Genomic DNA, 24,402 nt, shown 5'->3' with positions numbered 1-24,402 from the left:
TCCTCGCAGTTTACGACAATCGAAAATCATATGGCTGGCGCCGCCCCTCGTTCGCCTGCCGGCACCTTCTCCCGTGAAGGACCGGGAGAAGGAAGAAGCTTCGGCGTCGGCGCCCCTCTCCTCGTCATCACGAGGAGAGGGTAAGGGTGAGGGGCAGCGCCGCCGCTGCCAATATCCCTAGTACCGCTCGAACCCCCGGTGCAGTTCCCAATCCGTGATGCGGCGATCGTATTCGAACTGCTCCCAGCGCGCGGTGTGCACATAATGCTCGACCACGTCCTCGCCTAAGGCCTGCTTGAGCATGGTGGACTGCGCCAGCGTCTCGGCGGCGTCGCGCAGCGTCTTGGGGATTTCCGGCAGCTGCGAGGCCTGGTAGGCATCGCCGACGAAGGGCTTCTGCAAGTCCAGCTTCTCGTCGATGCCGGCAAGCCCGGACGCGATCAGCGCCGCGAAGGCGAGATAGGGATTGAGGTCGGCGCCGCCGATCCGGCACTCCATGCGGATGCCCTTGGTGCCTTCGCCGCAGAGGCGGAATCCGGCGGTGCGGTTGTCCTCGCTCCACATGATCTTGGTCGGCGCGAAGGTGCCGGCCTGGAAGCGCTTGTAGGAGTTGATGTAAGGCGCCAGGAACCAGGTGAATTCCTTGGCGTATTTGAGCTGGCCCGCGGCCCATTGCTGGCCGAGCGTCGACAGCGTCCATTCAGCGTTCTTGTCGAAGAACAGTGGCGTTTTGCCGTCGGCGCTCCACAGCGAATTGTGGATGTGGCTGGAATTGCCGGCCAGCCCGTAATTGTACTTGGCCATGAAGGAGATCGCCTTGCCTTCGGAATCGGCGATCTCCTTGGCGCCGTTCTTCAGGATGACATGGCGATCCGCCATCTCCAGCGCCTCGGCATAGCGCACATTGATCTCTTCCTGGCCCGGACCCCACTCGCCCTTGGAGTTCTCGATCGGTATGCCGGCTGCCTCCATCTCGTTGCGCAACCGGCGCATGACGCCTTCTTCCTTGGTGGTGATGCCGATCTGGTAGTCGCCGATGTAAGGCGAGGCCGAGTCGAGGGCCTGCCAATGTTTCTTGCGGGCCGAATCGTAGGTCTCGTTGAACAGGTAGAATTCGAGCTCGGAGGCGAAGTAGCCGATATAGCCGCGCTCCTGCAGACGCTTGACCTGCTTCTTCAGGATGGCGCGGGGCGAATGGCCGAGATCGTCATGGGTGTGATGATCGAGCACGTCGCAGATGACCAGCGCCGTCTTTTCCAGCCAGGGAATGCGCCGCAGTGTCGAAAGATCGGGCTTCATGACGAAATCGCCATAGCCCTTCGACCAGCTTGCGGCCTTGTAGCCGGGCACCGGCTCCATATCGATGTCGCAGGCGAGCAGATAGTTGCAGCCATGGGTCTCCCCATGCGCGGAATCGACGAAATACTGGGCCAGGAAACGCTTTCCCGCTAGCCGGCCCTGCATGTCGACGATGCATGCCAGCACCGTGTCGATCTCGCCGTTGGAGACCGCCTTCTTCAACTCATCGAACGAGAAATTCCCGGCCATTCTTGTGGCACTCCAATACGTGTCGATTGAAAGAGAGAAATGAAACCATGGCCGGCGCAATGCCGGCCATGGAAATCACGCGAAGTATCAGTGGCCGGTCTCGCCCACCGCCCGTTCGGCCGCCTTGATCGCTGCCTGCCGCGCCGCGATGATGTCGCCCAACGGCGGACCCTGGAAGCGGTTGCGCTCGAAGGCGAACCAGACGATCGCCGTCAGGATGAAGAAGCCGACGGTGATGTAGAGCGCCCAGTCGTTCGGCGGCTGGATGCCGATGACGAAGATCAGGATCATCGACACGATCGACAGGAACCCGAACAGCATGAAGATGGCGCGGCCCATGTTCCATGGCCCCATTTTGTCCCACTTCGGGGTTCCCCAGGCCATCATGCCGAGCACGATCGGCACGATGAAGGAAAGGAACAGGAAGATGACAGTGCAGGACACCACGATCGTATAGGCCGAGGTGCCGGCGACCGAGACTACCGACGAGCCCCACACGAACAGCACCGACAGGATCGACGCAGTCCAGATCGCCGCCACCGGGGTGCGATGAGTCGGGCTGACCTTGGCGAGCGCTGCCGAGCCCGGCAGGCCGCCGTCACGCGAGAAGGCGAAGATCATGCGCGAGGCGGAGGTGACGGTGGCAAGGCCGCACAGGAGCTGCGCAACGAACACGATGAGGTAGACGAACTCCTTGAGCCCGGTGCCGACACGCTGATCGAAGGCCCAGAAGAAAACGTTCCAGCCCTGCTTGGCGGCCTCGTCCATGTTCGGGATCATCACGATGAAGGAGGCCAGGAAGAGATAGCCGAACAGCGCCGACCAGATGACCGACATCACCATCGCGCGCGGCACCGAAGACGCCGCCTTGATGGTCTCCTCGGAGGTGTGCGCGGAAGCGTCATAGCCGGTGATCGTGTAGATCGGCAGCAGGAGGCCGAGCGCGAAAACCCAGGCATTCGACACCTGCGGCCACACGCCGCCCCCGGCGTCGCCGGAGTAGTTGTGGAAGGTGAAGAGACGGCTGAAGTCCCACGTCTCGGCCGAGAGCAGGCAGACCACCGCGATCAGGATCGAGCCGAAGAAGATCAGGTAGCCCGAGAAGTCGGTGAGCTTGGCCGTCAGCTTGATGCCGAGGTGGTTGATCAGCGCTTGCGCGCCGGTAATGATGACCAGGAAGATCATCTGGTTGGTCAGATTGCCCTCGATGCCGAGCGCCGGCCCGAAAGCGCCGAGGAAGAAGGTCCAGGTGCCGACATTGATGGCGCCGAGCACGGTGATCAGGCCGAGCAGGTTGAGCCAGGCCGTCACCCATCCGGTGCCGCGATTGCCGAGGATCGAGCCCCAGTGATAGAGGCCGCCGGCCGTCGGATAGGCCGAGCTGATCTGTGACATCGCGACCGCAAAGGTGAGCGACACGAAACAGCCGACGAGCCAGCCGATGCCGATGCCGATGCCGCCGGCGCCGGAGGTCGCCTGCGCCAGCGAATTGATGCCGCCGGACAGGATGCAGATGATGGAGAAGGAAACCGCGAAATTCGAGAAGCGGCTGAGGCGCCGCTCCAGTTCCTGGGCGTAGCCCATGTTGTGGAGGACCTTCATGTCCTCCGCTTTGTCGACTTCGGTGTAACCCGGTTCTGCCATGTTGAAGTCCCCTTATTTTCTCAGCTGGCCGATTGTACTGACTTTCCCACTGCGCGTTGTCGGGAGCCCCTGGCCTCCTCGGGCTCCAGATTCGAAAAGATGCCTGTGAGCAGATCCGCCCATTTCCGCTGCCCGGACTCGCCGGAAATCTCGTCGTTGCGGATTTCGATCATCGCGCAGGCAAGGCCGCGCGAGCGCGCATGCCGTTCCAGTGTGAAATAGACGCGGTCGGCCGGCGAATAGGGCTCGTTGATGCCGACGCAGACGCCGGATAGCCGCTGCAGCGCGGCAATCAGCGGCGACGCCAACCTGCGGTCCTCGTCATGGATGATGCCGATATGCCAGGGCCGGTTCTTGCCCTTGTAGACCGGCGTGAACGAATGAACCGACACCAGCCTGGTCTCCTGACCCTTCGCCAGCCGCTCGTCGATTATGCGTGCGATCGTGTCGTGGAATGGGCGCCACGACAGATCGATGCGCGCGGCGCGCTGCTTGTCGGAGAGACCGGAATTGCCGGGGATGACCGTCGCTTCACTGATCGGCGGCACGAGATCTGGCGCATCGAGCGGCCGGTTGCAGTCGATGACGAGGCGCGAGACGCGTGTTTCGACCAGCGTGGCATCGAGCGCCTCTGCCATGCGGCTGGCGACGGGGAGCGCGCCCGGATCCCAGGCGATATGGCGGGAAAGGTCCTCGACGGGCAAGCCGAGCGTGCCGAATTCGGCTGGCAGGAAATTGGAGGCGTGATCGCAGGTCAAGACGAAAGGACTGGACCCGCCGGGGTTCGTCACCCTTACGGTTTCAGACGGTGCAGGGCTGGCTGGCCGTGCTCTCTCCATATTGTCCCCTGGGGAGCGCTGTATCTTATGTTACGTATTTTGCCTCATTGCGTCCCTATGGATGATTTCATACAGTTCGGCAGGCTTTGTCAAACACGAATTCCGAAAACGGCGTTGGGCATAGACCAAGGGTGGGGAAAACCGATGATCTTCAGCATTGCCGAACTGATTTCGGACCGTATCGGGGCCATGCCGCCGGGCGAACGCCGTGCTGCGCAGACGCTGATTGCCAACTATCCGCTGACCGGGCTGAAGACGGTGGCCGAGTTTTCCACCGCGGCGGGCGTCTCCTCGCCGACGATCCTGCGTTTCGTCGCCAGGCTCGGCTTCCAGAACTATCCCGAGTTCCAGTCGGCGCTGCAGGATGAACTGGCGGCGCAGTTGCAGTCACCGGCATCGCGCACGCTCAACCCGGCCTCGTCCGGCAGCGGCAGCACCACCTCGCCGATGTTGGAGGCCACGCTCGAGAACATGCGCGAGACGTTCCGGCACCTGTCCGACAAGCAACTGGCCGACATTGCCGCGCGGCTTGCCGAGCGGCGCGGCAAGACCTTCCTGATCGGCGGCCGCTTTACCGACCCGCTGGCGCGCTACATGGCCGCCCACCTCGCCATCATCCAGCCGGAAGTCTACCATCTCGCCGGCCAGGAGAGCATCTGGCGCGACCGCCTGATCGATATGGGCAAGCGCGACGTGCTGGTGATCTTCGACATCCGGCGCTACCAGGAAAGTCTCGTCCGCTTTGCCGAGAAGGCGCATGAACGCGGCGTTCAGATCGTGCTCTTCACCGATCAGTGGCTGTCGCCGATCGCGCGCTTCGCCCGCCATGTGATCGCCGGCCGCACAGCCGTGCCCTCGGCCTGGGATTCATCCGCCGCCCTTTTTGTCGTCGCCGAGACACTGATCGGCGCCGTCACCAGGCAGCTGGAGGCCGCCGGCGCCAAGCGCATCCGCGATCTGGAAAGCCTGCGCTAGGTAATTCCAGGAAACTGTCAAGCCAATGGCACGCCGATCGGTCACGCGCAGGAATGCGGTGAAACCAAGCGCCCGGACTCGATCCGACTTCACGTTACCGAGATTTAATGTGCACGTTTGCGTGATAATTGCGATAAACCGGTGATATCGGGGACTGGCGCGGCCGGTTTTCGCGCCAGCTCGTTTCGTCGCCACGTGTGCTCCCGGCCGGAGGCGTAGCGACGTGCAACCGGAGTATTGATGTCCGCCTGGAAACAGATCGTTCTTGCGCTTGTGATCGTGGTCACCGCCGCGGCCGCCTGGGCGCGCTTTTATCCCGGCTCGAACGAAATGCTTTCAAGGTGGGGAATGGACTGGGCCGTGGCCGTGACGCCTCCCGACAAGGAAGGCGCGACAGCCAGTGTCGGGCAGCCGGGGCGTAACCGCGCCGGCCAGGCGGTGACCATCGTCGCGTCGCCGGCAGGCACCGCGACCATCAATGACAGGCTGCAAGCCATCGGCACCGGGCGCGCCAACGCGACCGTGACGGTCAATCCGTACTCCTCTGGCCGCCTCGCCGAACTGCCGGTCCAGTCAGGCGCTCATGTCGAGAAGGGCGACGTCATCGCCAGGCTGGATTCCGAGATGGAAGTGATCGCGCGCGACCGCGCGCGGGTTGGGCTCGACGACGCCCAGGCCAAGCTCGACCGGGTGAGATCGCTGCGGGCTTCCAACGCCGCGACGCCGGTTGCCGTCGCCGATGCCGAAGTGACGCTCGCCAACGCCAAGCTTGCATTGCGCGATGCCGAGCTCGCCCTGGAGCGCCGCTCGATCGTGGCGCCGATCGCCGGCACGGTCGGCATCCTGCCGATATCGGCCGGCAACTACGTGACCAGCCAGTCGGCGATCGCCACCCTCGACGACCGTTCGAGCATACTGGTCGACTTCTGGGTGCCTGAGCGCTTCGCCGCCGCGGTCAAGGTCGGCCAGCAACTGTCGGCGACGCCGCTTGCCAATCCGAACCAGGTCTACACCGGCACGGTGTCGGCCATCGACAATCACATCGACGAGAACAGTCGCACCTTGCTGGTCAAGGCGACCATCGCCAACCCTGCCGACTCCTTGCGCGCCGGCATGTCTTTCCAGATCGGCATGCGGTTCCCCGGCGACACCTATCCGGCCGTCAGTCCTTTAGCGATCCAGTGGGGAACGGACGGCGCCTATATCTGGGCCGTTGAGAGCGGCAAGGCCAAGCGTGTTCCGGTGCGCATTGTCCAGCGCAACACCGAGACGGTCTTGATCGAAGCGCCGGTTGAAAGCGGCGACATGGTGGTCACCGAGGGCGCGCAGAGCGTCAGCGAAGGTGGCGATGTCCGCATCGCCGGCGAGGAGCCGCGCGCCGCCAGGGCCGAAGGCTCATGAACGCCGCCGGCGATCCGGCCGCGGGATCGGGCCTCACCGCGCTTTTCATCCGCAGGCCGGTCATGGCCCTGGTGCTGAACACTCTGATCGCGGTCGCCGGCCTCGCCGCCTTCTGGGGCGTCGAGATCCGCGAGTTGCCGGATGTCGATCGTCCGGTCATCACCGTCAACACCACTTTCGAGGGCGCCGCCGCCGAGACGGTCGATCGCGAACTCACCGACACGATCGAAGGCGCGGTGTCCCGAGTCTCCGGCGTCAAGTCGATCTCGTCGACCTCGTCCTTCGGCCAGAGCCGCGTCACCATCGAGTTCAACGACGGCGTCGATCTCGACGTCGCCGCCTCCGATGTGCGCGACGTCGTCAGCCGGGTCGCCAACCAACTGCCCGACACTGCCGACGCTCCGCGCATCGTCAAGGCCGATGCCAATTCCGATCCGGTGATGCGATTGGCAGTCACGTCCGACACCATGACGGTGCAGGACATGACCGTCATCGTGCAGGATCGCATCGAGGACGAACTCGCCGCCGTGCCCGGCGTCGCCGACGTTCAGGTCTCCGGCGACCGCGACAAGATCTTCCGCATCGACGTCGACCAGAACAAGCTCGCCAGCCAAGGCCTCACCGTCGCGGATTTGCGCAAGGCGCTTGCCTCGATCGCCTTCGATTCGCCGGCCGGCTCGATCACCACCACCAATCAGGACCTCATCGTGCGCACGACGGCCGACGTGACCACGCCGGAGGAGTTCGAGAACATAGTTGTCGGCGGGGCGACGCGCATCCGTGACGTGGCCACGGTGACGCTGGGCCCCGACATCGGCCAGACCTCGCTGCGCTCCGACGGCAAGACAGGCATCGGCCTCGGCATCATCCGCCAGGCCGAATCGAACACGCTCGACATTTCGACCGGCGTCCGGGCCGCCGTCGCGAAGCTTCAGGCAAACCTGCCGCAAGACATGTCGATCAAGGTCACCAGCGACGATGCCGTGTTCGTCAACGGCGCCGTGCACGAGGTCGAGATCGCGCTGGCGCTTTCCGTCTCGATCGTGCTGATCGTCATCTACGCCTTCCTGCTCGACTGGCGCGCGACGCTGATCCCCGGCCTGTCGATGCCTGTCGCCATGATCGGCACCATTGCCGCGATCTATCTCGCCGGCTTTTCCATCAACATCCTGACGCTTTTGGCGCTGGTGCTGGCGACCGGTCTTGTCGTCGACGACGCCATCGTCGTGCTCGAAAACATCGTGCGGCGCCGCAACGAAGGCATGGGACCTCGTGCAGCGGCCGTCCTCGGCACCCAGGAAGTGTTCTTCGCCGTCGTCGCCACGACGCTGACCCTGGTCGCGGTCTTCGTGCCGATCTCCTTTCTCCCTGGACAGACCGGTGGCCTCTTCCGCGAATTCGGCTTCGTGCTGGCGATGTCGGTGCTGCTCTCCTGCGTGGTGGCGCTGACGCTTTGTCCGATGCTGGCCTCGCGCATGCTTTCCAGCGCATCACTCCATCACCAAGGCGGCAGCGGTATCGGCGCCCGAATCGGTGGCGCGCTGCATGCGCTTTATCGCCGCTGCCTGCACGCTTGCCTCGGCGCGCCGTGGATCGTGGTGCTGGTCGCGCTGATCTTTGCCGGTACCGCGTTTGCGCTGTTCGGCACCATCCGCCAGGAACTGACCCCGACCGAGGACCGCGCCGTCGTGCTTCTGCGCATCAACGCGCCGCAGGGCGTCAGCCTCGATTACACGAGCGAGCAGATGCGCAAGATCGAACGGCTGATCCAGCCGCTGCGCGATTCCGGCGAGATCCGCAGCACCTTCGCTAATGCCGGCAATAACGGCGCCTACAACAGCGGCTTCATGGTCATGACGCTGGCGCCGTGGGCCGAGCGGACGCGCAGCCAGCAGGAGATCATGGCCGAGATCAGCCGCCTGACGAAGCAGGTGCCGAGCGTCCGCGTCTTCCCGGTTCAGCCCAACAGCCTTCGCATCCGTGGCGCCGGCAGCGGCCTGCAGTTCGCGCTGGTCGGCAACGACCGCAAGGCGCTGAGCGCGGCGGCGGTGAAGATCGTCGAGGAGATGCGGCAGGATCCGCGCTTCCAGGCACCGCGGCTTTCCGTCGACCTGACGCAGCCGCAGCTTGCCGTTGCCATCGACCGCGAGCGCGCCTCCGACCTCGGCATCGACATCACCGGGCTCGCCGATACGCTGCAGGCCATGCTCGACGGCAACGATGTCGTCGACGTCTACATCGCCGACCGCAGCTATGGCGTGAAGCTGGTCTCGACCACCAATCCGATCAACGATCCGACCGATCTGGAAAACATCTTCCTGAAAACCTCGGACGGCCGCTTCGTGCCGATGTCGACCATCGCCACGCTGACCGAGCGCGCCGTGCCGCCGTCCCTGACCCGCGAGCAGCAGCAGCCTTCGGTGGCGATCACCGCCAACCTCGGCGGCAGCTTCGCGCTCGGCGATGCGCTGGCCCGCGCCGAGGAGATCGCAACGCCGCTGCTGCCGTCGGACGCGCGCATCGTGCCGCTGGCCGAGGCGGCGACGCTCGGCGAGACAAACAGCGCCATGGCGACCATCTTCGGCTTCGCGCTGGTCATCATCCTTCTGGTGCTGGCCGCCCAGTTCGAGAGCTTCGTCAGCGCCGTCATCATCATGGCAACAGTGCCACTGGGCCTTGCTTGCGCCATCTTCGCGCTGCTGCTCTCCGGTACGAGCCTCAACGCCTATAGCCAGATCGGCCTGGTGCTGCTGGTCGGCGTCATGGCCAAGAACGGCATCCTGATCGTCGAGTTCGCCAACCAGCTGCGCGACCGCGGGCTTGGCGTACGCGAGGCGATCGAAGAGGCCTCCAGCATCCGGCTCCGTCCGGTGATGATGACCATGATCTGCACCGTGCTCGGCGGCGTGCCGCTGGTGCTCGCCGCCGGCGCCGGTGCGGAAGCGCGCATCGCGCTCGGCTGGGTGATCGTCGGCGGCCTCGGCCTCGCCACGGTCTCGACGCTGTTCCTCACCCCTGTCGCCTATCTGCTGCTCGGCCGCTTCGTCACGCCCAAGACGCATGAGGAAGCGCGCCTGAAGCGCGAGCTGGAGGAAGCCGCCTACACCAATATCGACCCGGCGGAGTGATCAGCTATCCTCGCCCCGCTTGCGGGGAGAGAGTGCCGGCAGGCGGGTGAGGGGAAGCGCCAACCTCGCGATAAGGCGCCGCCCTACGTTCTTCGGGCACCTTCTCGCCGTGAACGGGGCGAAGGAAGAGTCGAGCTACGGCTTGATGAACACCTTGCCGTTCGGCTTTGCCAACGCTGCCGGCAGCCGCGCCATCGCCTCGTCCAGCGGCACCACCGCCGTCACATCTGTCGACCAGCGCCCATCGGAAAAGCGCTTCTGCGCTTCCAGCACCGCCGGTCCCATCCTGTCGCGGAACTGCCGCATCCATTCGGCCAGCCAGAAGCCTTCGATCCGCTTGTGCTGGAAGATCAGTTGGCCAGGCTCGCGGATCACCGTCGGCTCGGCGTCGAGCCTTCCATAGACGATCCAGCGCGAGCGCTTCGGCATGGCGTTGAAAATGGCCGAAGCCAGCGGTCCGGTCACCGCGTCCAGGAAGATGCGCGGCTGCTCGGCCTTCATCACCTGGCGCAGCATTGCCTCGAAATCGGATGCCTTCTCGTTCAGAACATGCGCGGCGCCCAGTTGCTTCAACAAGGGGATCTGCTCGTCGCGGCGCACGGTGACGATCGGCCGGAACCCTTCCTCTTTCGCCAGCCCAATGATCAGCTTGCAGAGCTGGCTCGCGCCGGCGGTCATGATGAAGGCCTTCTCGCCCTCCTGCCTGACGATATCGAACATGGCGAGCGCAGTCAGCGGATTGACGATCATCGCCGCGCCGTCCTCGTCGCGCACCGTATCGAGCAGCGGAATGCAGGACGCCGCCTCGGCGATCGCATATTCCGCCCAGGAGCCCCAGTTTGTCACGCCAGTCGCGAAGGCGACGCGCTTGCCTTGCAGGCTCTTGGCATATGGATCGTCGCCGGTCGCGACGATGGCGCCGACACCTTCGAAGCCGGCCGGCTGGCCCTTCATCCGTGGCTGCCCATACTGGCCCTCGATGAAGGCGATGTCGGAGGGATTTATCGAGCCGAGGCTGACCTTGATCAGCGCCTGCGTCGGCCCGGGCTTCGGCACGCCGATGGTTCCCGGTTGCAAATAAGGCTCCATCGCCTCCAGCGCGCTGGCGGCCGGCGTTCTGGTGTAGCCATCGCCGACAAGCAGCAGAGCCTTCATTTCCGAAGGTAGCGTCATCGCGGTCAGACCTTTTCCTGCGTGCATTTCCTGAGTTCGGTGCGAGCCACCTGCCGCCGGTGCACGGCGTCCGGGCCGTCGGCCAGCCGCAGCGTTCTCAGATTCGTCCACGAGCGTGCCAGCGGCGTGTCCTGGCTGATGCCTTGTGCGCCGAACATCTGCACCGCCTCGTCGGTGACTTTGAGCGCGACACGCGGCGCCACAACCTTGATCTGGCTGATCCAAGGCGCTGCCGCTCGAGCATCGCCCTGGTCGATCATCCAGGCCGCCTTGAGGCACAAGAGCCTCGCCATCTCGATCTCCATGCGGCATTCGGCGATGATGTCGAAATTGGCGCCGAGTTTCGCCAGCGACTGGCCAAAGGCTTCGCGCCGCACCGAGCGCTGGCACAGCATCTCCAGCGCCATCTCGGCCTGGCCGATGGCGCGCATGCAGTGGTGGATGCGTCCCGGTCCCAGCCGCCCCTGTGCGATCTCGAAGCCCCTGCCCTCGCCCTGGATGATGTTGGCCGCCGGGACCCGCACATCGTCGAACCTCAGATGCATATGGCCGTGCGGCGCGTCGTCGTCGCCATAGACCTGCATGGCGCGGACCTTGGTGATGCCCTTGGTGTCCGTAGGGACCAGGATCATCGAATGCCGGCGATGCCGCGGTTCGGCGTCCGATCCGGTCCGGACCATGACGATGTAGATGGCGCAGCGCGGATCCCCGGCCCCCGAAGCCCACCATTTCTCGCCATTCAGCACATAGCGGTCGCCCTGCCGCTCGCATCGCATCGAAATATTGGTGGCGTCGGAGGATGCCACATCCGGCTCGGTCATCAGATAGGCGGAGCGAATCCTGCCCTCGAGCAGCGGCTCGAGCCATTCTCGCTTATGCTCTCCCGAGCCGTAGCGCTCCAGCACCTCCATATTGCCGGTGTCTGGCGCCGAGCAGTTGAAGGTTTCGGCGCCCAGATGCGCCTTGCCCATCTCCTCCGCCAGATAGGCGTATTCGACCGTCGACAGGCCATAGCCGCGCTTGGAGTCGGTGAGCCAGAAATTCCATAACCCGCGCTCGCGCGCCGTCGCCTTCAAGCCTTCCAGGATCTCGGTCTGTCTTGCAGTGTAGGTCCAGCGATCGCCGTTCCTGCCGACCTCGGCCAGAAATTCCTCGCCGAGCGGCGCGATCTCGTCACGCACCATTGCCGTCACGCGCTGGTGGATCGGCTTCAGCCGTTCGGTCATGCCGAGATTCATGTCCGCCATCGGTGTCGGCCCTTTTGAAGTTGCATCTGTGGCAAGGATGACCGTACTTCGGCTAGCCTTGTCAACGCGAGTCCATGGTCCGGCTCGGAGATCAGCGCACGGGAGGAAATGCCATGAGCTATCTTGACGAGCTGTTCTCGGTCGCCGGCAAGACCGCGCTGGTGACGGGCGCAGCGACCGGCATCGGCCGCATGGTGGCGACAGGGCTGGTCCGGGCCGGCGCTACCGTGATGATCGCCTCGCGCAAGGGCGAGGACTGTATCCGGGTCGCCGGCGAATTGAACGCCCTCGGCGGCTCAGGCCGGGCCGAAGGGTTTGCCGGCGATGTTTCCAGCGAAGCCGGCATCGCCGCGCTGGTCGCCGAGGTGAAGGCGCGCACCGAGCGCCTGCACATCCTGGTCAACAATGCAGGCATTTCCTGGGGCGCGCCGCTAGAGGAGTTTCCTTACCACGCCTGGGCCAAGGTGTTCGGCGTCAATGTCACCGCCGTCTTCCATCTGACGCGCGAGTTGCTGCCTCTCCTCGACGCTGCGGCGAGCGACGAAGATCCGGCCCGCGTGATCAATCTAGGCTCTGTGATGGGCACCCAGCCGCTCGCCGACGATGCCTATTCCTACACCGCCTCGAAGGCTGCGGTGCATCACCTGACGCGCACACTGGCGATAGAGTTCGCTGCCCGCCGCATCACCGTCAATGCCTTTGCCCCGGGTCCTTTCCAGAGCCGCATGACGGCCTTTGCGACCGCCACCGAGGAGCAGGCGAGACATGTCGGCAGCCACGTTCCGATCGGCCGCATCGGCACACCGGATGACATTGCCGGCGCAACGCTCTATTTGTGCAGCCGTGCCGGAAGCTATGTCACCGGCGCCATACTGCCGATCGACGGCGGCCAGTCGGTGCAGCATGGATTGACGTTGTTTAAGGAATAATAGCGCTCGTTATCCGGGCGGGGGTGCGGAGGACATCGCGTGGAACCGATCAGTCTTGATACGCTTCTGGCCAATGTCGGCAAGGAGGTCGGCGTGTCGCCATGGCGCACGGTGACGCAGCGCATGATCGACCAGTTCGCCGACGCCACCGACGACCATCAGTTCATCCATTGCGATCCCGAACGCGCCGAGCGTGAGACGCCGTTCGGCGGCACGATCGCGCATGGGTTCCTGTCGCTGTCGCTCCTGTCGGCCATGACCTTCGAGACCATGCCGCCGCTTGAAAACACCAAGATGGGCGTCAATCACGGCTTCGACACACTGCGCTTCCTGGCGCCGGTGAAGACCGGCTCGCGCATCCGCACTCGCTTCGTGCTGGCCGATGTCAAGGTGCGGCCCTCCGGCTGGGTGCAGACGGCGCATGACGTGACCATCGAGATCGAGGGATCGAAGAAGCCGGCACTCACCGCGCGCTGGCTCACCCTGACGCTGATCGAGCGCCAGCCAGAGACCGCATGAGCGGCGACGCCGGCGCGCTCGACAAGTCGGCGCTTGCGCTCGACAAGTCGGTGCTTGCGCCCTACCTGGAAGCGCGCATCCCCGGATTTGCCGGACTTTCCACGATCGAGAAGTTCAAGTCCGGACAGTCGAACCCGACCTATCTCCTCACCGCCGCCAGCGGCCGCTATGTGCTGCGCGCCAAGCCGCCGGGGCAATTGCTGAAATCGGCGCATCAGGTCGACCGCGAATTCCGGGTCATGCAGGCGCTCGCCGGCACTGCCGTGCCGGTGCCGCGCATGCTGCATCTGTCCGGCGAGGTGACGCCGATCGGCCGTATGTTCTATGTCATGGAATTCCTCGACGGCCGCATCTTCTGGGACCCGTCGTTGCCGGACGCATCAGGCAATGGCGAGCGCGCCACAATCTATGACGCCATGAACGCGACGCTCGCCGCCCTCCACGACGTCGACGTCGATGCCGTCGGTCTCGGCGATTTCGGCAAGCCGGGCAGCTATTTCGAGCGTCAGCTCGCCCGTTGGACCAGCCAGTACCGGGCCTCGGAAACCGAAACCATCGCCGACATGGACCGGCTGGTTGCCTGGCTGGAAACGCACATGCCGGCCGATGACGGCCGCGTCTCGCTGGTGCATGGCGACTACCGGCTGGACAACATGATCTTCGCCCAGGACGAGCCGCGCGTGATCGCGGTGCTCGACTGGGAGCTGTCGACGCTTGGCCATCCCTTCGCCGACCTCGCCTACCAATGCATGCAGTGGCGGCTGCCGCATGCGTCCGGCTTTCGCGGCCTCGGCGGCGTAGACCGCGCAGCCATCGGCCTGCCTTCCGAGGAAGCCTATGTCGCCGCCTACTGCCGCCGGCGCGGCCTCGATCATATCGGTGGCTGGACCTTCTTCCTCGCCTTTTCCTTTTTCCGGCTGGCGGCGATCTGCCAGGGTGTCTACCGCCGAGCGCTCGACGGCAACGCTTCCAATCCGGAAAAAGCCAAGACCTATGGTGAGGCGGTCAAGCTGCTCGCTTCGCTCGCGGTCGAACTGATCGATCCGAAGACTTGACGAGGAGAGCTGAGACATGAGCCGTTTCGAAGGGGCGACGGTGCTGATCACCGGGGCGACCGGCGGTCTCGGCAGTGCCGCGGCAAAAGCATTCGCGGCGCAAGGCGCAAGGCTGGTTCTTTCCGATCTCGACGAGGCGGCGCTCGGCGATTTCGCGGCGACGCTCGACGCCGACACCGCGATACTTGCCGGCAATATCGCCGACGAGAAGCTCTCCGAGGATCTCGTGAAGCTCGCCGTGCAGAGATTCGGCCGGCTGGACGTTGCCGTCAACAATGCCGGCATCGTGCACTCCTTCGTGCGCCTGCCGCAGGTAACGTCGGAGGAAGCGCGCCGCGTGCTCGAGGTCGACCTGCTTGGCGTCTTCTACGCCATGAAGCAGCAGATCCCGCAGATGGAACGCCAGTTCAAGCAGCGCGGCAAGGGCGGCGTCATCGTCAACGTCGCCTCTGTTGCCGGCCTCTCCGGCGCGCCGAAGCTCTCGGTCTATGCCGCCGCCAAGCATGGCGTGGTCGGGCTGACGCGTTCGGCGGCAGTCGAATATGCCACCAAGGGCGTGCGCATCAACGCTATCTGCCCGGCACATACGAGGACGGCGATGGTCGACGGTTTCATCCGCTCGACCGGCGCGCCGGAGGACGAAGCGCTGGCCGAACTCACGCGCGGCGTGCCGATGAGGCGGGTCGGAGAAGTCGACGAGATTACTGCCGGCATCCTGTTTCTCGCCGACCCTGCCAATTCCTTCATGACCGGCCATGCGCTGGCGCTCGACGGCGGCATCGGCGCCATCTGACGCATGGCCTGAGGCTGCGGCTACGCTGGGGAACCAGCCTCGTGTCTTGTTCGTTTCCGTACAGCGTATATTATTGCAGGCAACCAACGATACAGGCAGGCCGATATTGCCGCTGAGCGTTCAAAAGCGCCGGGAGAAACAGAAAGCCGAACTTCGTTCCGAACTGGTCGAGGCCGCCCACAAGCTCGTCCAGGAAGAGGGCTACGAAGGCTTGACCATCCGCAAGCTTGCCAAGCGGGTCGGCTACGCGCCGATGTCGGTCTATTCCTACTTCGCCGACAAGCAGGACATCCTGTTCGCGCTCGCTGAAGACGCCTTCGAGACTCTGGCGCGCCGCATCGAGGAGCATACCGCCGACGACCCCATGGAAGCGCTGCGGGCTGTGATGACCGAATATGCCGCCTTCGGCCTCGGCAATCCCAATGAATACCGCACCGTCTTCATGACCGAAAAGACGCGGCTGCCGGAGGGCCGCGGCTACGAAGACATGGAAGAGGGCAACCCCGCCATGAAGGTGCTGATCAGCAGGGTCGAGGCCTGCGTCGCCGCCGGCAAGCTCAGGGGTGACGCGCGTGCCATCGCCACCATGCTATGGACGGTGGGTCACGGCACCATCTCGCTCCTGATCACATTCCCCTTCTATCCCTTCGGCGATCCCGAGGCCTATGTGAAGCGGATGTGCGACTTCACGCTGGCCTCCTTGGCGGCGCAGGACGTCGCGCCGCTCACCGACGCATCCGTCAACTGCTGAGCGGGCTGTTTCAGCCCCTTTCCGCCGCGTCGATCCTCGCGACGGGGCAGCCAATTGCTACGTTCAATAAAATTTGTCGTACATGTACATGATTGCCCTTGAACTTCGCCTTGGCGCGCCGTATTTGTACATTGCATCGTACATGTACGAACCCAACCATCGGAGATGGACAATGAAGAAGGCGATCCTTGCGCTTGCTGCCGTGCTGGCTTTCTCGGGCGCCGCTTTCGCTGGCGCGAACCAGCCGGCAAAGCACGCGCCCGCTTCCTGTGCTCAGACCAGCGTCAAGCTCGATTGCACGGCTACCGGTTCGGTCGAGAAGGCTGACGCCGCCAAGACCCAGCCAACCAGTGGCCCGCGGCTCGGCATCGACGTTGACCCCTGGTTCGTGCCCGGCCTCTAATCTGAGAATCTGAGTGTCGGAAATTGGCAAAGCAACGGGCGGCTCCAGGCCGCCCGTTTTCGTTTGCCTTAGCCAAATCGCCTGCAGCGATGGCGCTATTTCTTCCGCGGTTTCCTGCCTTGCACCGTATTGGCGCTGCCGGGCTTGGCGGGAGCGCCGGGAATGGCCGTGCTGGTGATCGACACCGGATCACTGGCCGGGAACGTATCCTCAAGGCCTTCCTCGAGCTCCTCTTCCTCGAGCTCATGCTGCCGATCTTGCTCTAGCGAACGCACCGCCTGCGTCTTCTTGGGTGACCTCGGCGCGGGTTTGGACGGCATCGGCTTCTCCCTAGAGCGATTCCAGGAACTTGGAGCGGGTCAGCGATTCTGTAAGCTGAACCGCTCTTGCGAGTCGCAGCAACGGGCCGCGCCGCCGATGGTTCCGGCAACGCCCGCAATCTCTTGCGGGCCGCGGCGGCCGAGAAGATCAGTTCGCCGCGTCGCTTGCCGCTTCGGCCAGCAAAGTAAAGACATAGTCCGAGAAGGAACGCCAGCATTCCACCCGGAAGGCATCCGCGGCGGTGCGCAGGAGAACGATCTCGGATTTGCCGAGGATGGTGCGTGAGGCAGCTCCGACCGGAAACGCGTCGAGCGACAGGTCCTGCGGGCAACCGGAGCTGACCGTCACGGCCGCCGCCGGCCCGGTGACCGAGATCGCGACATTGCGATGCGAGATGCCGACGGCTGAATGCAGGGCCGAGACCTTGGCGCAGTCGGCCAGCGGATCGTTGCCGGCCTCGTCGATGATCAGCCATTCGTCCGGCCCGAGCCACAGCGCGGTGCGCCCTTGCTTCGCAGCCGAAGCCTTCGGGCTGGTCGGCAGCGTCAGGCCGAGCGCCTTGGACAGCGCGGCGACCGACAGCTCCGGAGCGCGCAGCGAAATACGCTCGGCCGGCGGCAGCATCTCGACCTTGACGCCGGTTGCCGAGACGGCGCTCCCGGCAAGCGCGGGACGCCGGTCGGCAGAGGCCGCGGCCACGGCCTTGTTCGCGACAGCCTTAGCCATTGAGGCGCTCTCCCTTCTCGTCGATGAACACCATGCCGGTGACCTCCACCTCGATCACGCCGTTCGGCATCGGCACGTAGAGTGTCTGGCCCATGCGGTCGCGGCCGCCGGCGACCAGCGCCAGTGCGATCGAGCGCCCGCAATTTTCCGACCAGTAACTGGAGGTGACGTGGCCGATCATCTTCATCGGGATCGCCTGCTTCGGATCCTCGACGATCTGCGCGCCCTCTTCCAGGACGACCTTCGGGTCCTTGGTCTTGAGCCCGACCAGCTGCTTGCGGCCCTTGGCGACCAGGTCAGACCGGGTCAATCCGCGGATGCCGACGAAGTCGGTCTTCTTCTTGCCGACCGCCCAGTCGAGCCCGGCATCGTTCGGCGTCACCGTGCCGTCCGTGTCCTGTCCGACAATGATGTAGCCCTTTTCGGCACGCAGCACGTGCATCGTCTCGGTGCCGTAGGCGCAAGCGCCATGCTTCTGGCCTTCGGCCCACAGCGCTTCCCAGACCGCCTGGCCATAATCGGCCGGCACGTTGACTTCGAAGCCGCGCTCGCCGGTGAAGGACATGCGGAACAGCCTGGTCGGCACGCCGCAGATCTTGCCCTCGCGCACCGACATATGCGGCAACGCCTCGTCCGACATGTCGATGCCTTCGACCAAGGGTTCGATAATCTTCCGCGCGCTCGGCCCCTGCACCGCAATCACCGCCCATTGTTCGGTGGTCGAGGTCAGCCAGACATTGAGATGCGGGAATTCCGTCTGGAGGTAGTCTTCCATGTGGTGCATGACGCGCGGCGCGCCGCCGGTGGTCGTCGTCACATGGAAGCGGTCCGGCGCCAGCCTGCCGACGACGCCGTCGTCATAGATGAAGCCGTCCTCGCGCAGCATGATGCCGTACCGGCAGCGGCCCGGCTCCAGCTTCTCCCATGGATTGGTGTAGAGCAGTTCCATGAACTTGGCCGCATCGGGCCCGACCACCTCGATCTTGCCGAGCGTCGAGGCATCGAACAGCCCGGCTGCCTTGCGCACCGTGACGCATTCGCGATCCACGGCAGCGTGCATGTCTTCGCCTGCCCTCGGAAAATACCAGGCGCGCTTCCACTGGCCGACATCCTCGAACACCGCGCCCTGTGCAGCCGCCCAGGGATGGATGGCGGTCTTGCGCGTCGGGTCGAACAATGCCCCGCGCGCATGGCCGACGATCGAACCGAAGGTCACCGGCGTGTAAGGCGCGCGGAAGGTGGTCAGGCCGACCTGCGGGATCGGCTTGCCAAGCGTCTCGGCCGCGATCGCCAGACCATGCAGGTTCGAAGTCTTGCCCTGGTCGGTCGCCATGCCGTTGGTGGTGAAGCGTTTGACATGCTCGATCGAGTGCATGCCCTCATGCACCGCCTGACGGATGTCCTTGGCGGTGACGTCGTTCTGGAAATCGACGAAGGCCTTGACCGTCGTGCCCGGCCCGGCGCCGGGCGCTGCACCGACAATGCCGCGCGACCAGCTTTCGCCGGCATCGACCTTCGGCTTGGTGCCCTTGCCCGTCTTGACACTGGAATCCTTGCCGCCGGCGTCCTTCGCAGCCTTGGCGCCGGCCGCATAGGCTTCATCGACCGTAGCCGACAGGCCGTCCGTGCCGTTGCAGGCGCCGACCGAAACGCAATCCTGCGCATAGGTTCCCGGCACGAAGCGCTGCGTCTCCTCGTTGAAGGCCACCTTGCCGCGCGACTGCGAGAACAGATGCACCGACGGCGTCCAGCCGGACGACATCAGGATAGCGTCGACCGCGATGGTTCGCTCGCCGCCGCCGTTCTTCGGCTGCACGGTCATCGAGGACACGCGCAGCTTGCCGCCGGCACTGACCACCGCGCGGCCGAAATTGATCTCGATGCCGAGGTTCCGCGCCTCGTCGATCACCGGTCCACTCGGATTGTCGCGCAGGTCGACGATTGCCGCGATATTGATCCCGGCCTTCTTCAGGTCGATCGCCGCGGCATAGGCGGAGTCGTTGGCCGTATAGACGCCGATATTCTTGCCGACAGCGACGCCGTAATGGTTGAGATAGGTGCGCGCCGCCGAGGCGAGCATGACGCCCGGCCGATCGTTGTTGGCGAACACCATGTGGCGCTCGATAGCGCCCGTCGCCAGTACGACGCGCCTGGCGCGGACCTGCCACAAGCGCTCGCGTGCAAGCTCGCGTCCAGGGTTCTTCATGTGATCGCTGACGCGCTCGACCAGGCCGACGAAGTTCTGCGCGTAGTAGCCGAACGCCGTCGTGCGCGGCAGAACGCGGACATTGTCCATCGCCTTCAGCTTCGCGATCGCGGCCTGCGCCCAGGCAAAGCCGTTCTCGCCGTCGATCTTCGCGCCGCTCTCGAAACGCAGGCTGCCGCCGAATTCGGCCTGCTCGTCGGCAAGGATCACCCGCACGCCGGTTTCGGCCGCGGCAAGCGCTGCGGCAATGCCCGCCGCGCCGCCGCCCAGCACCAGCACCTCGCAATGCGCGTAACGCGCGGCATAGTGGTCGGGGTCCGGCCGGTCCGGCGATATGCCAAGGCCTGCCGCCGCGCGGATCTTTGGTTCGTAGAAGTTCAGCCAGGCCGACTTCGGCCACATGAAGGTCTTGTAGTAGAAGCCGGCCGAGAACATCGGCGAGGCGATGTCGTTGACCGCCCCGATGTCGAAAGCCAGCGACGGCCAGCGGTTCTGCGAATTGGCAACGAGGCCGTCATAAAGCTCCTGCACGGTCGCCCGCACGTTCGGCGTCTTGCGCGCGTCGTCGCGCACGATCTGCACCAGCGCGTTGGGCTCCTCCGCGCCGGCCGACAGGAAGCCGCGCGGCCTGTGGTACTTGAAGGAACGGCCGACCAGGTGCACGCCATTGGCAAGCAGCGCCGACGCCAGCGTGTCGCCCTCGATGCCGACATAGGACTGGCCGTCGAAGCTGAAGGAAGCGGTCCTGGCCTGGCTCAGGCGCCCGCTGCCGGAGATGCGGAACGAGGCTTTCATTTCGTGGCTCCAGGCAGCTTCGCGGGCTTCGGCTCGCCGGCCTTGTAGGTCATGACGAACTTGTCGGTGACGGTGTCGCGCACGGCGTTGAAGAAGCGCGCGCAGCCGTGGATGTGCCGCCAGCGCTCATAGATGACGCCTTTCGGATTCGAGCGGATGAAGAAGAATTTCTCGAAATCGTCGTCGCTCTCGCCGGCGATGTTGGTCGAGCGCACGACATGCGCTTCGCCGGCATTGCGGAACTCGAGTTCCGGACGCTCTTCCTCGCAATAGGGGCAGCGGATGAGAAGCATTTTCGGTCGGTCCTACACTTCGCCATGACCGACGCGAGCGCCGGTGCTTCGGATTTCCTGTTCGTCGGCTGTTTGCGGCATCGCCATGGCCGTCATCAGTGCGCCACCGCCGCCGCCGCCGCCTCGTCGATGAGGCGGCCGGTGCGGAAGCGCTCGAGCGTGAACGGCGCATTGATCCGATGCGGTTCATCCCGGGCGATGGTGTGGGCAAACACATTGCCCGACCCAGGCGTGGCCTTGAAGCCGCCTGTGCCCCAGCCGCAATTGACATAAAGGCCTTGTACCGGGGTCTTCGCCAGGATCGGCGAGCGGTCCGGCGTCACATCGACGATGCCGCCCCAGGAGCGCAGCATCTTCATGCGGGTGAAGATCGGGAACATCTCGCAGATGGCGTCGAGCGTGTGCTGCAATATGTGCAGGCCGCCTGTCTGCGAATAGGAGACATACTGGTCGGTGCCGGCGCCGATCACCAGTTCGCCCTTGTCCGATTGCGAGATATAGGCGTGCACCGTGTTCGACATGATCACGCACGGCACCACTGGCTTGACCGGCTCCGAGACCAGCGCCTGCAGCGGATAGCTTTCGAGCGGCATCCGCACGCCGGCCATGTTCATGATCACCGAGGAGTGGCCGGCTGCGACCACGCCCACCTTCTTGGCGCCGATGAAGCCGCGCGTCGTCTCGACGCCGGCGACCGCGCCATTGGGCGCGCGCTTGATGCCGGTGACCTCGCAGTTCTGGATGATGTGCACGCCGCGCGCCGAGGCGCCGCGCGCATAGCCCCAGGCGACCGCGTCATGGCGCGCCGTGCCGCCGCGCCGCTGCAGGGCGGCTCCCATCACCGGATAGCGCGCCTCCTTGGCGATGTTGAGCGGCGGACAGAATTCCTTCGCCTGCTCCGGCGTCAGCCATTCATTGTCGATGCCGTTGAGCCGGTTTGCATGGATGTGGCGCTTGAACACCTGGACGTCATGCACATTGTGCGCCAGCATCATGACGCCGCGCGCCGAATACATAACGTTGTAGTTGAGTTCCTGGCTCAGCCCGTCCCACAGCTTCAGCGCATGGTCATAGATGCCGGCGCTCTCGTCGTAGAGATAGTTCGAGCGGATGATGGTGGTGTTGCGGCCGGTGTTGCCGCCGCCGAGCCAGCCCTTCTCCAGCACCGCGACATTGGTGATGCCGTGCTCGGTCGCCAGGTAGTAGGCGGTCGCCAGGCCGTGGCCGCCGGCGCCGACGATGACGACGTCATATTCCTTCTTCGGCTCTGGCGACGACCATTGCTGTTCCCAGCCCTTGTGGCCGCGCATCGCCTCTCGGGCAATGGCGAATACCGAATATTTCTTCACGTTCCAGCCTCGCGGATTTGCGGCCGGGCATCCCCCGGCACACGAGCTACATTACTAGCGAAAGCGCGCCGCCGGCCTTGCACTGTTTGCGACGGCGCTTGCCGTTTTGCGCCGCAGCCCTGCGACGCGCCGAACCGAGATCGATGAATGTCTCCGCCGGAAAGGCATCGATCAATCGGACGTGATCCGTGTCGAACGTCAGCTAAAATGTCATGGGCCGGCCTTGCATTCCGATCCGTTTTTGACGATTTCGTTTCCCGTCGAGAACGGACAGGAACGATGCTGCTGATCAGAACCTATGTCGCGTCCAGCCCGATCGAGGGCGTCGGCGTTTTCGCCGCCGAGCCAATCAAGAGGGGCGCCTCGATCTGGCGGCTCGATCCCGATTTCGACCGGCTGATCCCGATCGACAAATACCAAGCGGCACCCCCACATCTCCAGGAACTGCTCGACCGCTACGCCTACCCCAGCCCCGACCGCCCGGGCTTCATGGTCTATGAAGTCGACAACGGCCGTTTCATGAACCATTCCGAGCGGCCGAACACGGATTTTTCGCAATATGGCGGCGCCACCGCCATTCGCGACATTGCAGCCGGCGAGGAGATCACCTGCGACTACGGCGAGTTCTTCGAGGATTTCGCCCGCCTCCATCTCGCGACGGCCTGATGCCTGTCGCAAAAACTGTGCGGCGGCCTTGAGAACGACATGGATCAAGACAACGATCCAAAGCGCGGCGCCTGAATCCGCCCCATCGCGGCGCGCTTGCGGGCGGGCAGACCTCAACGCTTCGGCCTTTGATCGCGGTTTCCTGCAATCAACGGTGGACAGGACGCCCTGATTCTGCTATCAGCCGCCACAATTCGCGGTGCATGCCACTGCGGAGGCATAGCGGCTATGGCCGTTTGCCTGTTGATTTCAAACCCGAAAGACAGGATTGCACGTGCAGGTACTCGTCCGCGACAACAATGTTGATCAGGCGCTTCGCGCGCTGAAGAAGAAGATGCAGCGCGAAGGCATCTTCCGCGAAATGAAGATGCGCGGTCACTACGAGAAGCCGTCCGAGAAGCGCGCCCGCGAGAAGGCTGAAGCCGTTCGCCGCGCCCGCAAGCTGGCCCGCAAGCGCGCGCAGCGCGAAGGCCTGCTGCCGATGACTCCGCGTCCGGCTCCGGCTGGTGCTGCCGGCGCATCGCGTTCGCCGCGCTGATAACGCCAATTTTTCGTCCTTTTCGAAGGATACCGAGGGTGGCGCGATGCGGAATCGCCGCCACCTTTTTGTTTTGATGATTCGACCTCGGTTCGGAGGGGAACGGACCTGACGGCGCCGCGGCAGTGAGGACTGAGATGAACGCAATTTCCGTGGAGCGCAGAACCGCCTTTCGCGGCCTCGCCCTGACGGCGGCCCTGTTTTCGGGCCTGGCGCTTGCAGCATGCCAGACAGCCCCGACCGGCGAGTTCAACAACATCGACAAGGCGCAGGGGTCGACCGAAAACATCTCGTCGCTGACGGCGGTGATCCAGCGCAATCCGCAGGATCCGGAAGGCTACAATGTGCGCGGTTCCGCCTATGGCCGCGGCGGCCAGTACCAGGCGGCGCTCAAGGACTTCGACAGCGCCATCCAGCTCAATCCGAATTTCTATCAGGCCTACTCCAACCGCGCGCTCATCCAGCGCTTCCTCGGCAACCAGGAAGCGGCGCTCGCCGACTACAACCGCGCGATCCAGATCAATGCCAACTACGACGCTGCCTATATCGGCCGCGGTAATCTCTACCGCAAGGCGGGCCGCGTCCAGGACGCCTTCAACGACTTCCAGAAGGCGATCCAGCTCGATACCACCGACGCGCGCGCCTATCACAATCGCGGCCTGATCTATCAAAGCCAGGGCCAGCACAAATTCGCCATCGAGGACTTTTCGACCGCGATTTCGCTGGCGCCGGACGCCGCAGAGCCCTACAACGGCCGCGGTCTTTCCTATCTGGCAACGGGTGACGAGGACAACGCCTTCTCCGACTTCAACATGGCCATCAAGCTCGACCCCAAGAACGCCGAGGCCTGGGCCAACCAGGCGCTGATCTATGAGCGGCGCGGCGACAAGTCGAGGGCGGCGAAGTCCTATCGCGAGGCGGTCCATCTCAATCCGAACTACCAGCCGGCCAAGGACGGTCTTTCCCGCACCTCCGGCGACGCCAGCTGACCATAGGCTGACGCCGCACGGCAAATTCCAGCACCGATGCCAGGCCGATTGCGGCGCCGTTGGGCTGGTCCTGAGTTAGCCCCGGCCGGAAATGGCTTCATCCTTGCCTTGCTG

The 24,402-nt window shown here is 64.5% G+C and carries 22 protein-coding genes; 12 read left to right on the top strand and 10 right to left on the bottom strand.

Annotation, left to right across the window (positions count from 1 at the left end):
- Nucleotides 1-177: 177 nt before the first annotated feature.
- The 3 genes from EJ074_RS22825 to EJ074_RS22815 form a co-directional block, all read right to left on the bottom strand.
- Nucleotides 178-1,548, bottom strand: coding sequence for a glutamine synthetase family protein (locus tag EJ074_RS22825; RefSeq protein WP_095806321.1), 1,371 nt, complete (start codon nt 1,546-1,548; stop codon nt 178-180).
- 87 nt (nt 1,549-1,635) lie between these two features.
- Nucleotides 1,636-3,192, bottom strand: coding sequence for an amino acid permease (locus tag EJ074_RS22820; protein WP_095806322.1), 1,557 nt, complete (start codon nt 3,190-3,192; stop codon nt 1,636-1,638).
- 20 nt (nt 3,193-3,212) lie between these two features.
- Complete coding sequence (locus EJ074_RS22815) at nt 3,213-4,031, bottom strand: N-formylglutamate amidohydrolase (RefSeq protein ID WP_095806323.1); 819 nt, start codon at nt 4,029-4,031, stop codon at nt 3,213-3,215.
- 144 nt (nt 4,032-4,175) lie between these two features.
- Here EJ074_RS22815 and EJ074_RS22810 point away from each other — a divergent pair, with 144 nt between their 5' ends.
- The 3 genes from EJ074_RS22810 (at nt 4,176) to EJ074_RS22800 (ending at nt 9,535) form a co-directional block, all read left to right on the top strand.
- The gene (locus tag EJ074_RS22810) at nt 4,176-5,006 is read left to right on the top strand and encodes a MurR/RpiR family transcriptional regulator (RefSeq protein WP_095806324.1); all 831 of its coding nucleotides are present in this window, start codon (nt 4,176-4,178) and stop codon (nt 5,004-5,006) included.
- 240 nt (nt 5,007-5,246) lie between these two features.
- A complete protein-coding gene (locus EJ074_RS22805) occupies nt 5,247-6,407 on the top strand; it encodes an efflux RND transporter periplasmic adaptor subunit (RefSeq protein WP_095806485.1) in 1,161 nt (386 codons plus the stop codon).
- On the top strand, nt 6,404-9,535 hold the full coding sequence (locus EJ074_RS22800; RefSeq protein ID WP_095806325.1) for an efflux RND transporter permease subunit: 3,132 nt from the start codon (nt 6,404-6,406) through the stop codon (nt 9,533-9,535). The genes EJ074_RS22805 and EJ074_RS22800 overlap by 4 nt, the downstream gene beginning before the upstream one ends.
- Before the next feature lie 135 nt (nt 9,536-9,670).
- Here EJ074_RS22800 and EJ074_RS22795 read toward each other — a convergent pair whose 3' ends face one another.
- Both EJ074_RS22795 and EJ074_RS22790 read right to left on the bottom strand, forming a co-directional pair.
- A complete protein-coding gene (locus EJ074_RS22795; protein ID WP_095806486.1) occupies nt 9,671-10,708 on the bottom strand; it encodes a zinc-binding dehydrogenase in 1,038 nt (345 codons plus the stop codon).
- A gap of 5 nt (nt 10,709-10,713) precedes the next feature.
- A complete protein-coding gene (locus EJ074_RS22790; protein ID WP_095806326.1) occupies nt 10,714-11,955 on the bottom strand; it encodes an acyl-CoA dehydrogenase family protein in 1,242 nt (413 codons plus the stop codon).
- 113 nt (nt 11,956-12,068) lie between these two features.
- On the opposite strand from EJ074_RS22790, the gene EJ074_RS22785 reads away from it, so the two are divergent.
- The 6 genes from EJ074_RS22785 (at nt 12,069) to EJ074_RS22760 (ending at nt 16,405) form a co-directional block, all read left to right on the top strand.
- Nucleotides 12,069-12,884 (top strand): SDR family oxidoreductase, encoded by an 816-nt coding sequence (locus EJ074_RS22785; RefSeq protein WP_095806327.1) that lies wholly within the window; start codon nt 12,069-12,071, stop codon nt 12,882-12,884.
- A 39-nt stretch (nt 12,885-12,923) separates the two neighbouring features.
- The gene (locus EJ074_RS22780; RefSeq protein WP_095806328.1) at nt 12,924-13,403 is read left to right on the top strand and encodes a MaoC family dehydratase; all 480 of its coding nucleotides are present in this window, start codon (nt 12,924-12,926) and stop codon (nt 13,401-13,403) included.
- On the top strand, nt 13,400-14,458 hold the full coding sequence (locus tag EJ074_RS22775) for a phosphotransferase family protein (RefSeq protein WP_095806329.1): 1,059 nt from the start codon (nt 13,400-13,402) through the stop codon (nt 14,456-14,458). The genes EJ074_RS22780 and EJ074_RS22775 overlap by 4 nt, the downstream gene beginning before the upstream one ends.
- Before the next feature lie 16 nt (nt 14,459-14,474).
- Nucleotides 14,475-15,251 carry a glucose 1-dehydrogenase gene (locus EJ074_RS22770; protein ID WP_095806330.1) on the top strand — a complete coding sequence of 259 codons (777 nt, stop codon included), beginning with the start codon at nt 14,475-14,477 and terminating at the stop codon, nt 15,249-15,251.
- A 106-nt stretch (nt 15,252-15,357) separates the two neighbouring features.
- Nucleotides 15,358-16,002 carry a TetR/AcrR family transcriptional regulator gene (locus EJ074_RS22765; protein WP_095806331.1) on the top strand — a complete coding sequence of 215 codons (645 nt, stop codon included), beginning with the start codon at nt 15,358-15,360 and terminating at the stop codon, nt 16,000-16,002.
- Nucleotides 16,003-16,174: 172 nt separating this feature from the next.
- Complete coding sequence (locus EJ074_RS22760; RefSeq protein ID WP_095806332.1) at nt 16,175-16,405, top strand: DUF680 domain-containing protein; 231 nt, start codon at nt 16,175-16,177, stop codon at nt 16,403-16,405.
- Nucleotides 16,406-16,500: 95 nt separating this feature from the next.
- On the opposite strand, the gene EJ074_RS22755 is transcribed toward EJ074_RS22760, so the two are convergent.
- The 5 genes from EJ074_RS22755 to EJ074_RS22735 form a co-directional block, all read right to left on the bottom strand.
- Entirely contained in the window at nt 16,501-16,725 is a 225-nt protein-coding gene (locus tag EJ074_RS22755; RefSeq protein WP_095806333.1) for a hypothetical protein, read from the bottom strand.
- A 148-nt stretch (nt 16,726-16,873) separates the two neighbouring features.
- Nucleotides 16,874-17,452 carry a sarcosine oxidase subunit gamma gene (locus tag EJ074_RS22750; RefSeq protein WP_095806334.1) on the bottom strand — a complete coding sequence of 193 codons (579 nt, stop codon included), beginning with the start codon at nt 17,450-17,452 and terminating at the stop codon, nt 16,874-16,876.
- Nucleotides 17,445-20,453, bottom strand: coding sequence for a sarcosine oxidase subunit alpha (locus EJ074_RS22745; RefSeq protein ID WP_095806335.1), 3,009 nt, complete (start codon nt 20,451-20,453; stop codon nt 17,445-17,447). Before EJ074_RS22745 ends, EJ074_RS22750 begins: the two co-directional genes overlap by 8 nt.
- Nucleotides 20,450-20,746 carry a sarcosine oxidase subunit delta gene (locus EJ074_RS22740; RefSeq protein WP_095806336.1) on the bottom strand — a complete coding sequence of 99 codons (297 nt, stop codon included), beginning with the start codon at nt 20,744-20,746 and terminating at the stop codon, nt 20,450-20,452. The genes EJ074_RS22745 and EJ074_RS22740 overlap by 4 nt, the downstream gene beginning before the upstream one ends.
- 95 nt (nt 20,747-20,841) lie before the next feature.
- Nucleotides 20,842-22,095, bottom strand: coding sequence for a sarcosine oxidase subunit beta (locus EJ074_RS22735; protein WP_095806337.1), 1,254 nt, complete (start codon nt 22,093-22,095; stop codon nt 20,842-20,844).
- Between the two features lie 279 nt (nt 22,096-22,374).
- On the opposite strand from EJ074_RS22735, the gene EJ074_RS22730 reads away from it, so the two are divergent.
- From EJ074_RS22730 to EJ074_RS22720, 3 genes are all read left to right on the top strand, one after another.
- Nucleotides 22,375-22,761 carry an SET domain-containing protein-lysine N-methyltransferase gene (locus EJ074_RS22730; RefSeq protein WP_129553808.1) on the top strand — a complete coding sequence of 129 codons (387 nt, stop codon included), beginning with the start codon at nt 22,375-22,377 and terminating at the stop codon, nt 22,759-22,761.
- A gap of 274 nt (nt 22,762-23,035) precedes the next feature.
- Entirely contained in the window at nt 23,036-23,299 is a 264-nt protein-coding gene (gene rpsU, locus EJ074_RS22725; RefSeq protein ID WP_040969057.1) for a 30S ribosomal protein S21, read from the top strand.
- A gap of 137 nt (nt 23,300-23,436) precedes the next feature.
- Nucleotides 23,437-24,288: a tetratricopeptide repeat protein gene (locus tag EJ074_RS22720; RefSeq protein WP_095806339.1), complete on the top strand. Its 852-nt coding sequence runs from the start codon at nt 23,437-23,439 to the stop codon at nt 24,286-24,288.
- The last annotated feature ends 114 nt before the right edge of the window (nt 24,289-24,402 follow it).

This window comes from Mesorhizobium sp. M3A.F.Ca.ET.080.04.2.1 (assembly GCF_003952525.1).
Lineage (GTDB): Bacteria > Pseudomonadota > Alphaproteobacteria > Rhizobiales > Rhizobiaceae > Mesorhizobium.
The sequence above is the reverse complement of the archived record's forward strand: the minus strand, read 5'-3'. Positions and strand labels throughout refer to the sequence as shown.

Excerpts from the sequence above, each read along its gene's own strand:
- EJ074_RS22770 (WP_095806330.1), top strand. The coding sequence starts at position 14,475 with ATGAGCCGTTTCGAAGGGGCGACGGTGCTGATCACCGGGGCGACCGGC.
- EJ074_RS22810 (WP_095806324.1), top strand. The coding sequence starts at position 4,176 with ATGATCTTCAGCATTGCCGAACTGATTTCGGACCGTATCGGGGCCATG.
- EJ074_RS22775 (WP_095806329.1), top strand. The coding sequence starts at position 13,400 with ATGAGCGGCGACGCCGGCGCGCTCGACAAGTCGGCGCTTGCGCTCGAC.
- EJ074_RS22750 (WP_095806334.1), bottom strand. The coding sequence starts at position 17,452 with ATGGCTAAGGCTGTCGCGAACAAGGCCGTGGCCGCGGCCTCTGCCGAC.
- EJ074_RS22755 (WP_095806333.1), bottom strand. The coding sequence starts at position 16,725 with ATGCCGTCCAAACCCGCGCCGAGGTCACCCAAGAAGACGCAGGCGGTG.
- EJ074_RS22720 (WP_095806339.1), top strand. The coding sequence starts at position 23,437 with ATGAACGCAATTTCCGTGGAGCGCAGAACCGCCTTTCGCGGCCTCGCC.
- EJ074_RS22785 (WP_095806327.1), top strand. The coding sequence starts at position 12,069 with ATGAGCTATCTTGACGAGCTGTTCTCGGTCGCCGGCAAGACCGCGCTG.
- EJ074_RS22800 (WP_095806325.1), top strand. The coding sequence starts at position 6,404 with ATGAACGCCGCCGGCGATCCGGCCGCGGGATCGGGCCTCACCGCGCTT.
- EJ074_RS22745 (WP_095806335.1), bottom strand. The coding sequence starts at position 20,453 with ATGAAAGCCTCGTTCCGCATCTCCGGCAGCGGGCGCCTGAGCCAGGCC.
- EJ074_RS22795 (WP_095806486.1), bottom strand. The coding sequence starts at position 10,708 with ATGACGCTACCTTCGGAAATGAAGGCTCTGCTGCTTGTCGGCGATGGC.
- EJ074_RS22790 (WP_095806326.1), bottom strand. The coding sequence starts at position 11,955 with ATGGCGGACATGAATCTCGGCATGACCGAACGGCTGAAGCCGATCCAC.
- EJ074_RS22825 (WP_095806321.1), bottom strand. The coding sequence starts at position 1,548 with ATGGCCGGGAATTTCTCGTTCGATGAGTTGAAGAAGGCGGTCTCCAAC.
- EJ074_RS22760 (WP_095806332.1), top strand. The coding sequence starts at position 16,175 with ATGAAGAAGGCGATCCTTGCGCTTGCTGCCGTGCTGGCTTTCTCGGGC.
- EJ074_RS22730 (WP_129553808.1), top strand. The coding sequence starts at position 22,375 with ATGCTGCTGATCAGAACCTATGTCGCGTCCAGCCCGATCGAGGGCGTC.
- EJ074_RS22740 (WP_095806336.1), bottom strand. The coding sequence starts at position 20,746 with ATGCTTCTCATCCGCTGCCCCTATTGCGAGGAAGAGCGTCCGGAACTC.
- EJ074_RS22820 (WP_095806322.1), bottom strand. The coding sequence starts at position 3,192 with ATGGCAGAACCGGGTTACACCGAAGTCGACAAAGCGGAGGACATGAAG.
- EJ074_RS22805 (WP_095806485.1), top strand. The coding sequence starts at position 5,247 with ATGTCCGCCTGGAAACAGATCGTTCTTGCGCTTGTGATCGTGGTCACC.
- EJ074_RS22815 (WP_095806323.1), bottom strand. The coding sequence starts at position 4,031 with ATGGAGAGAGCACGGCCAGCCAGCCCTGCACCGTCTGAAACCGTAAGG.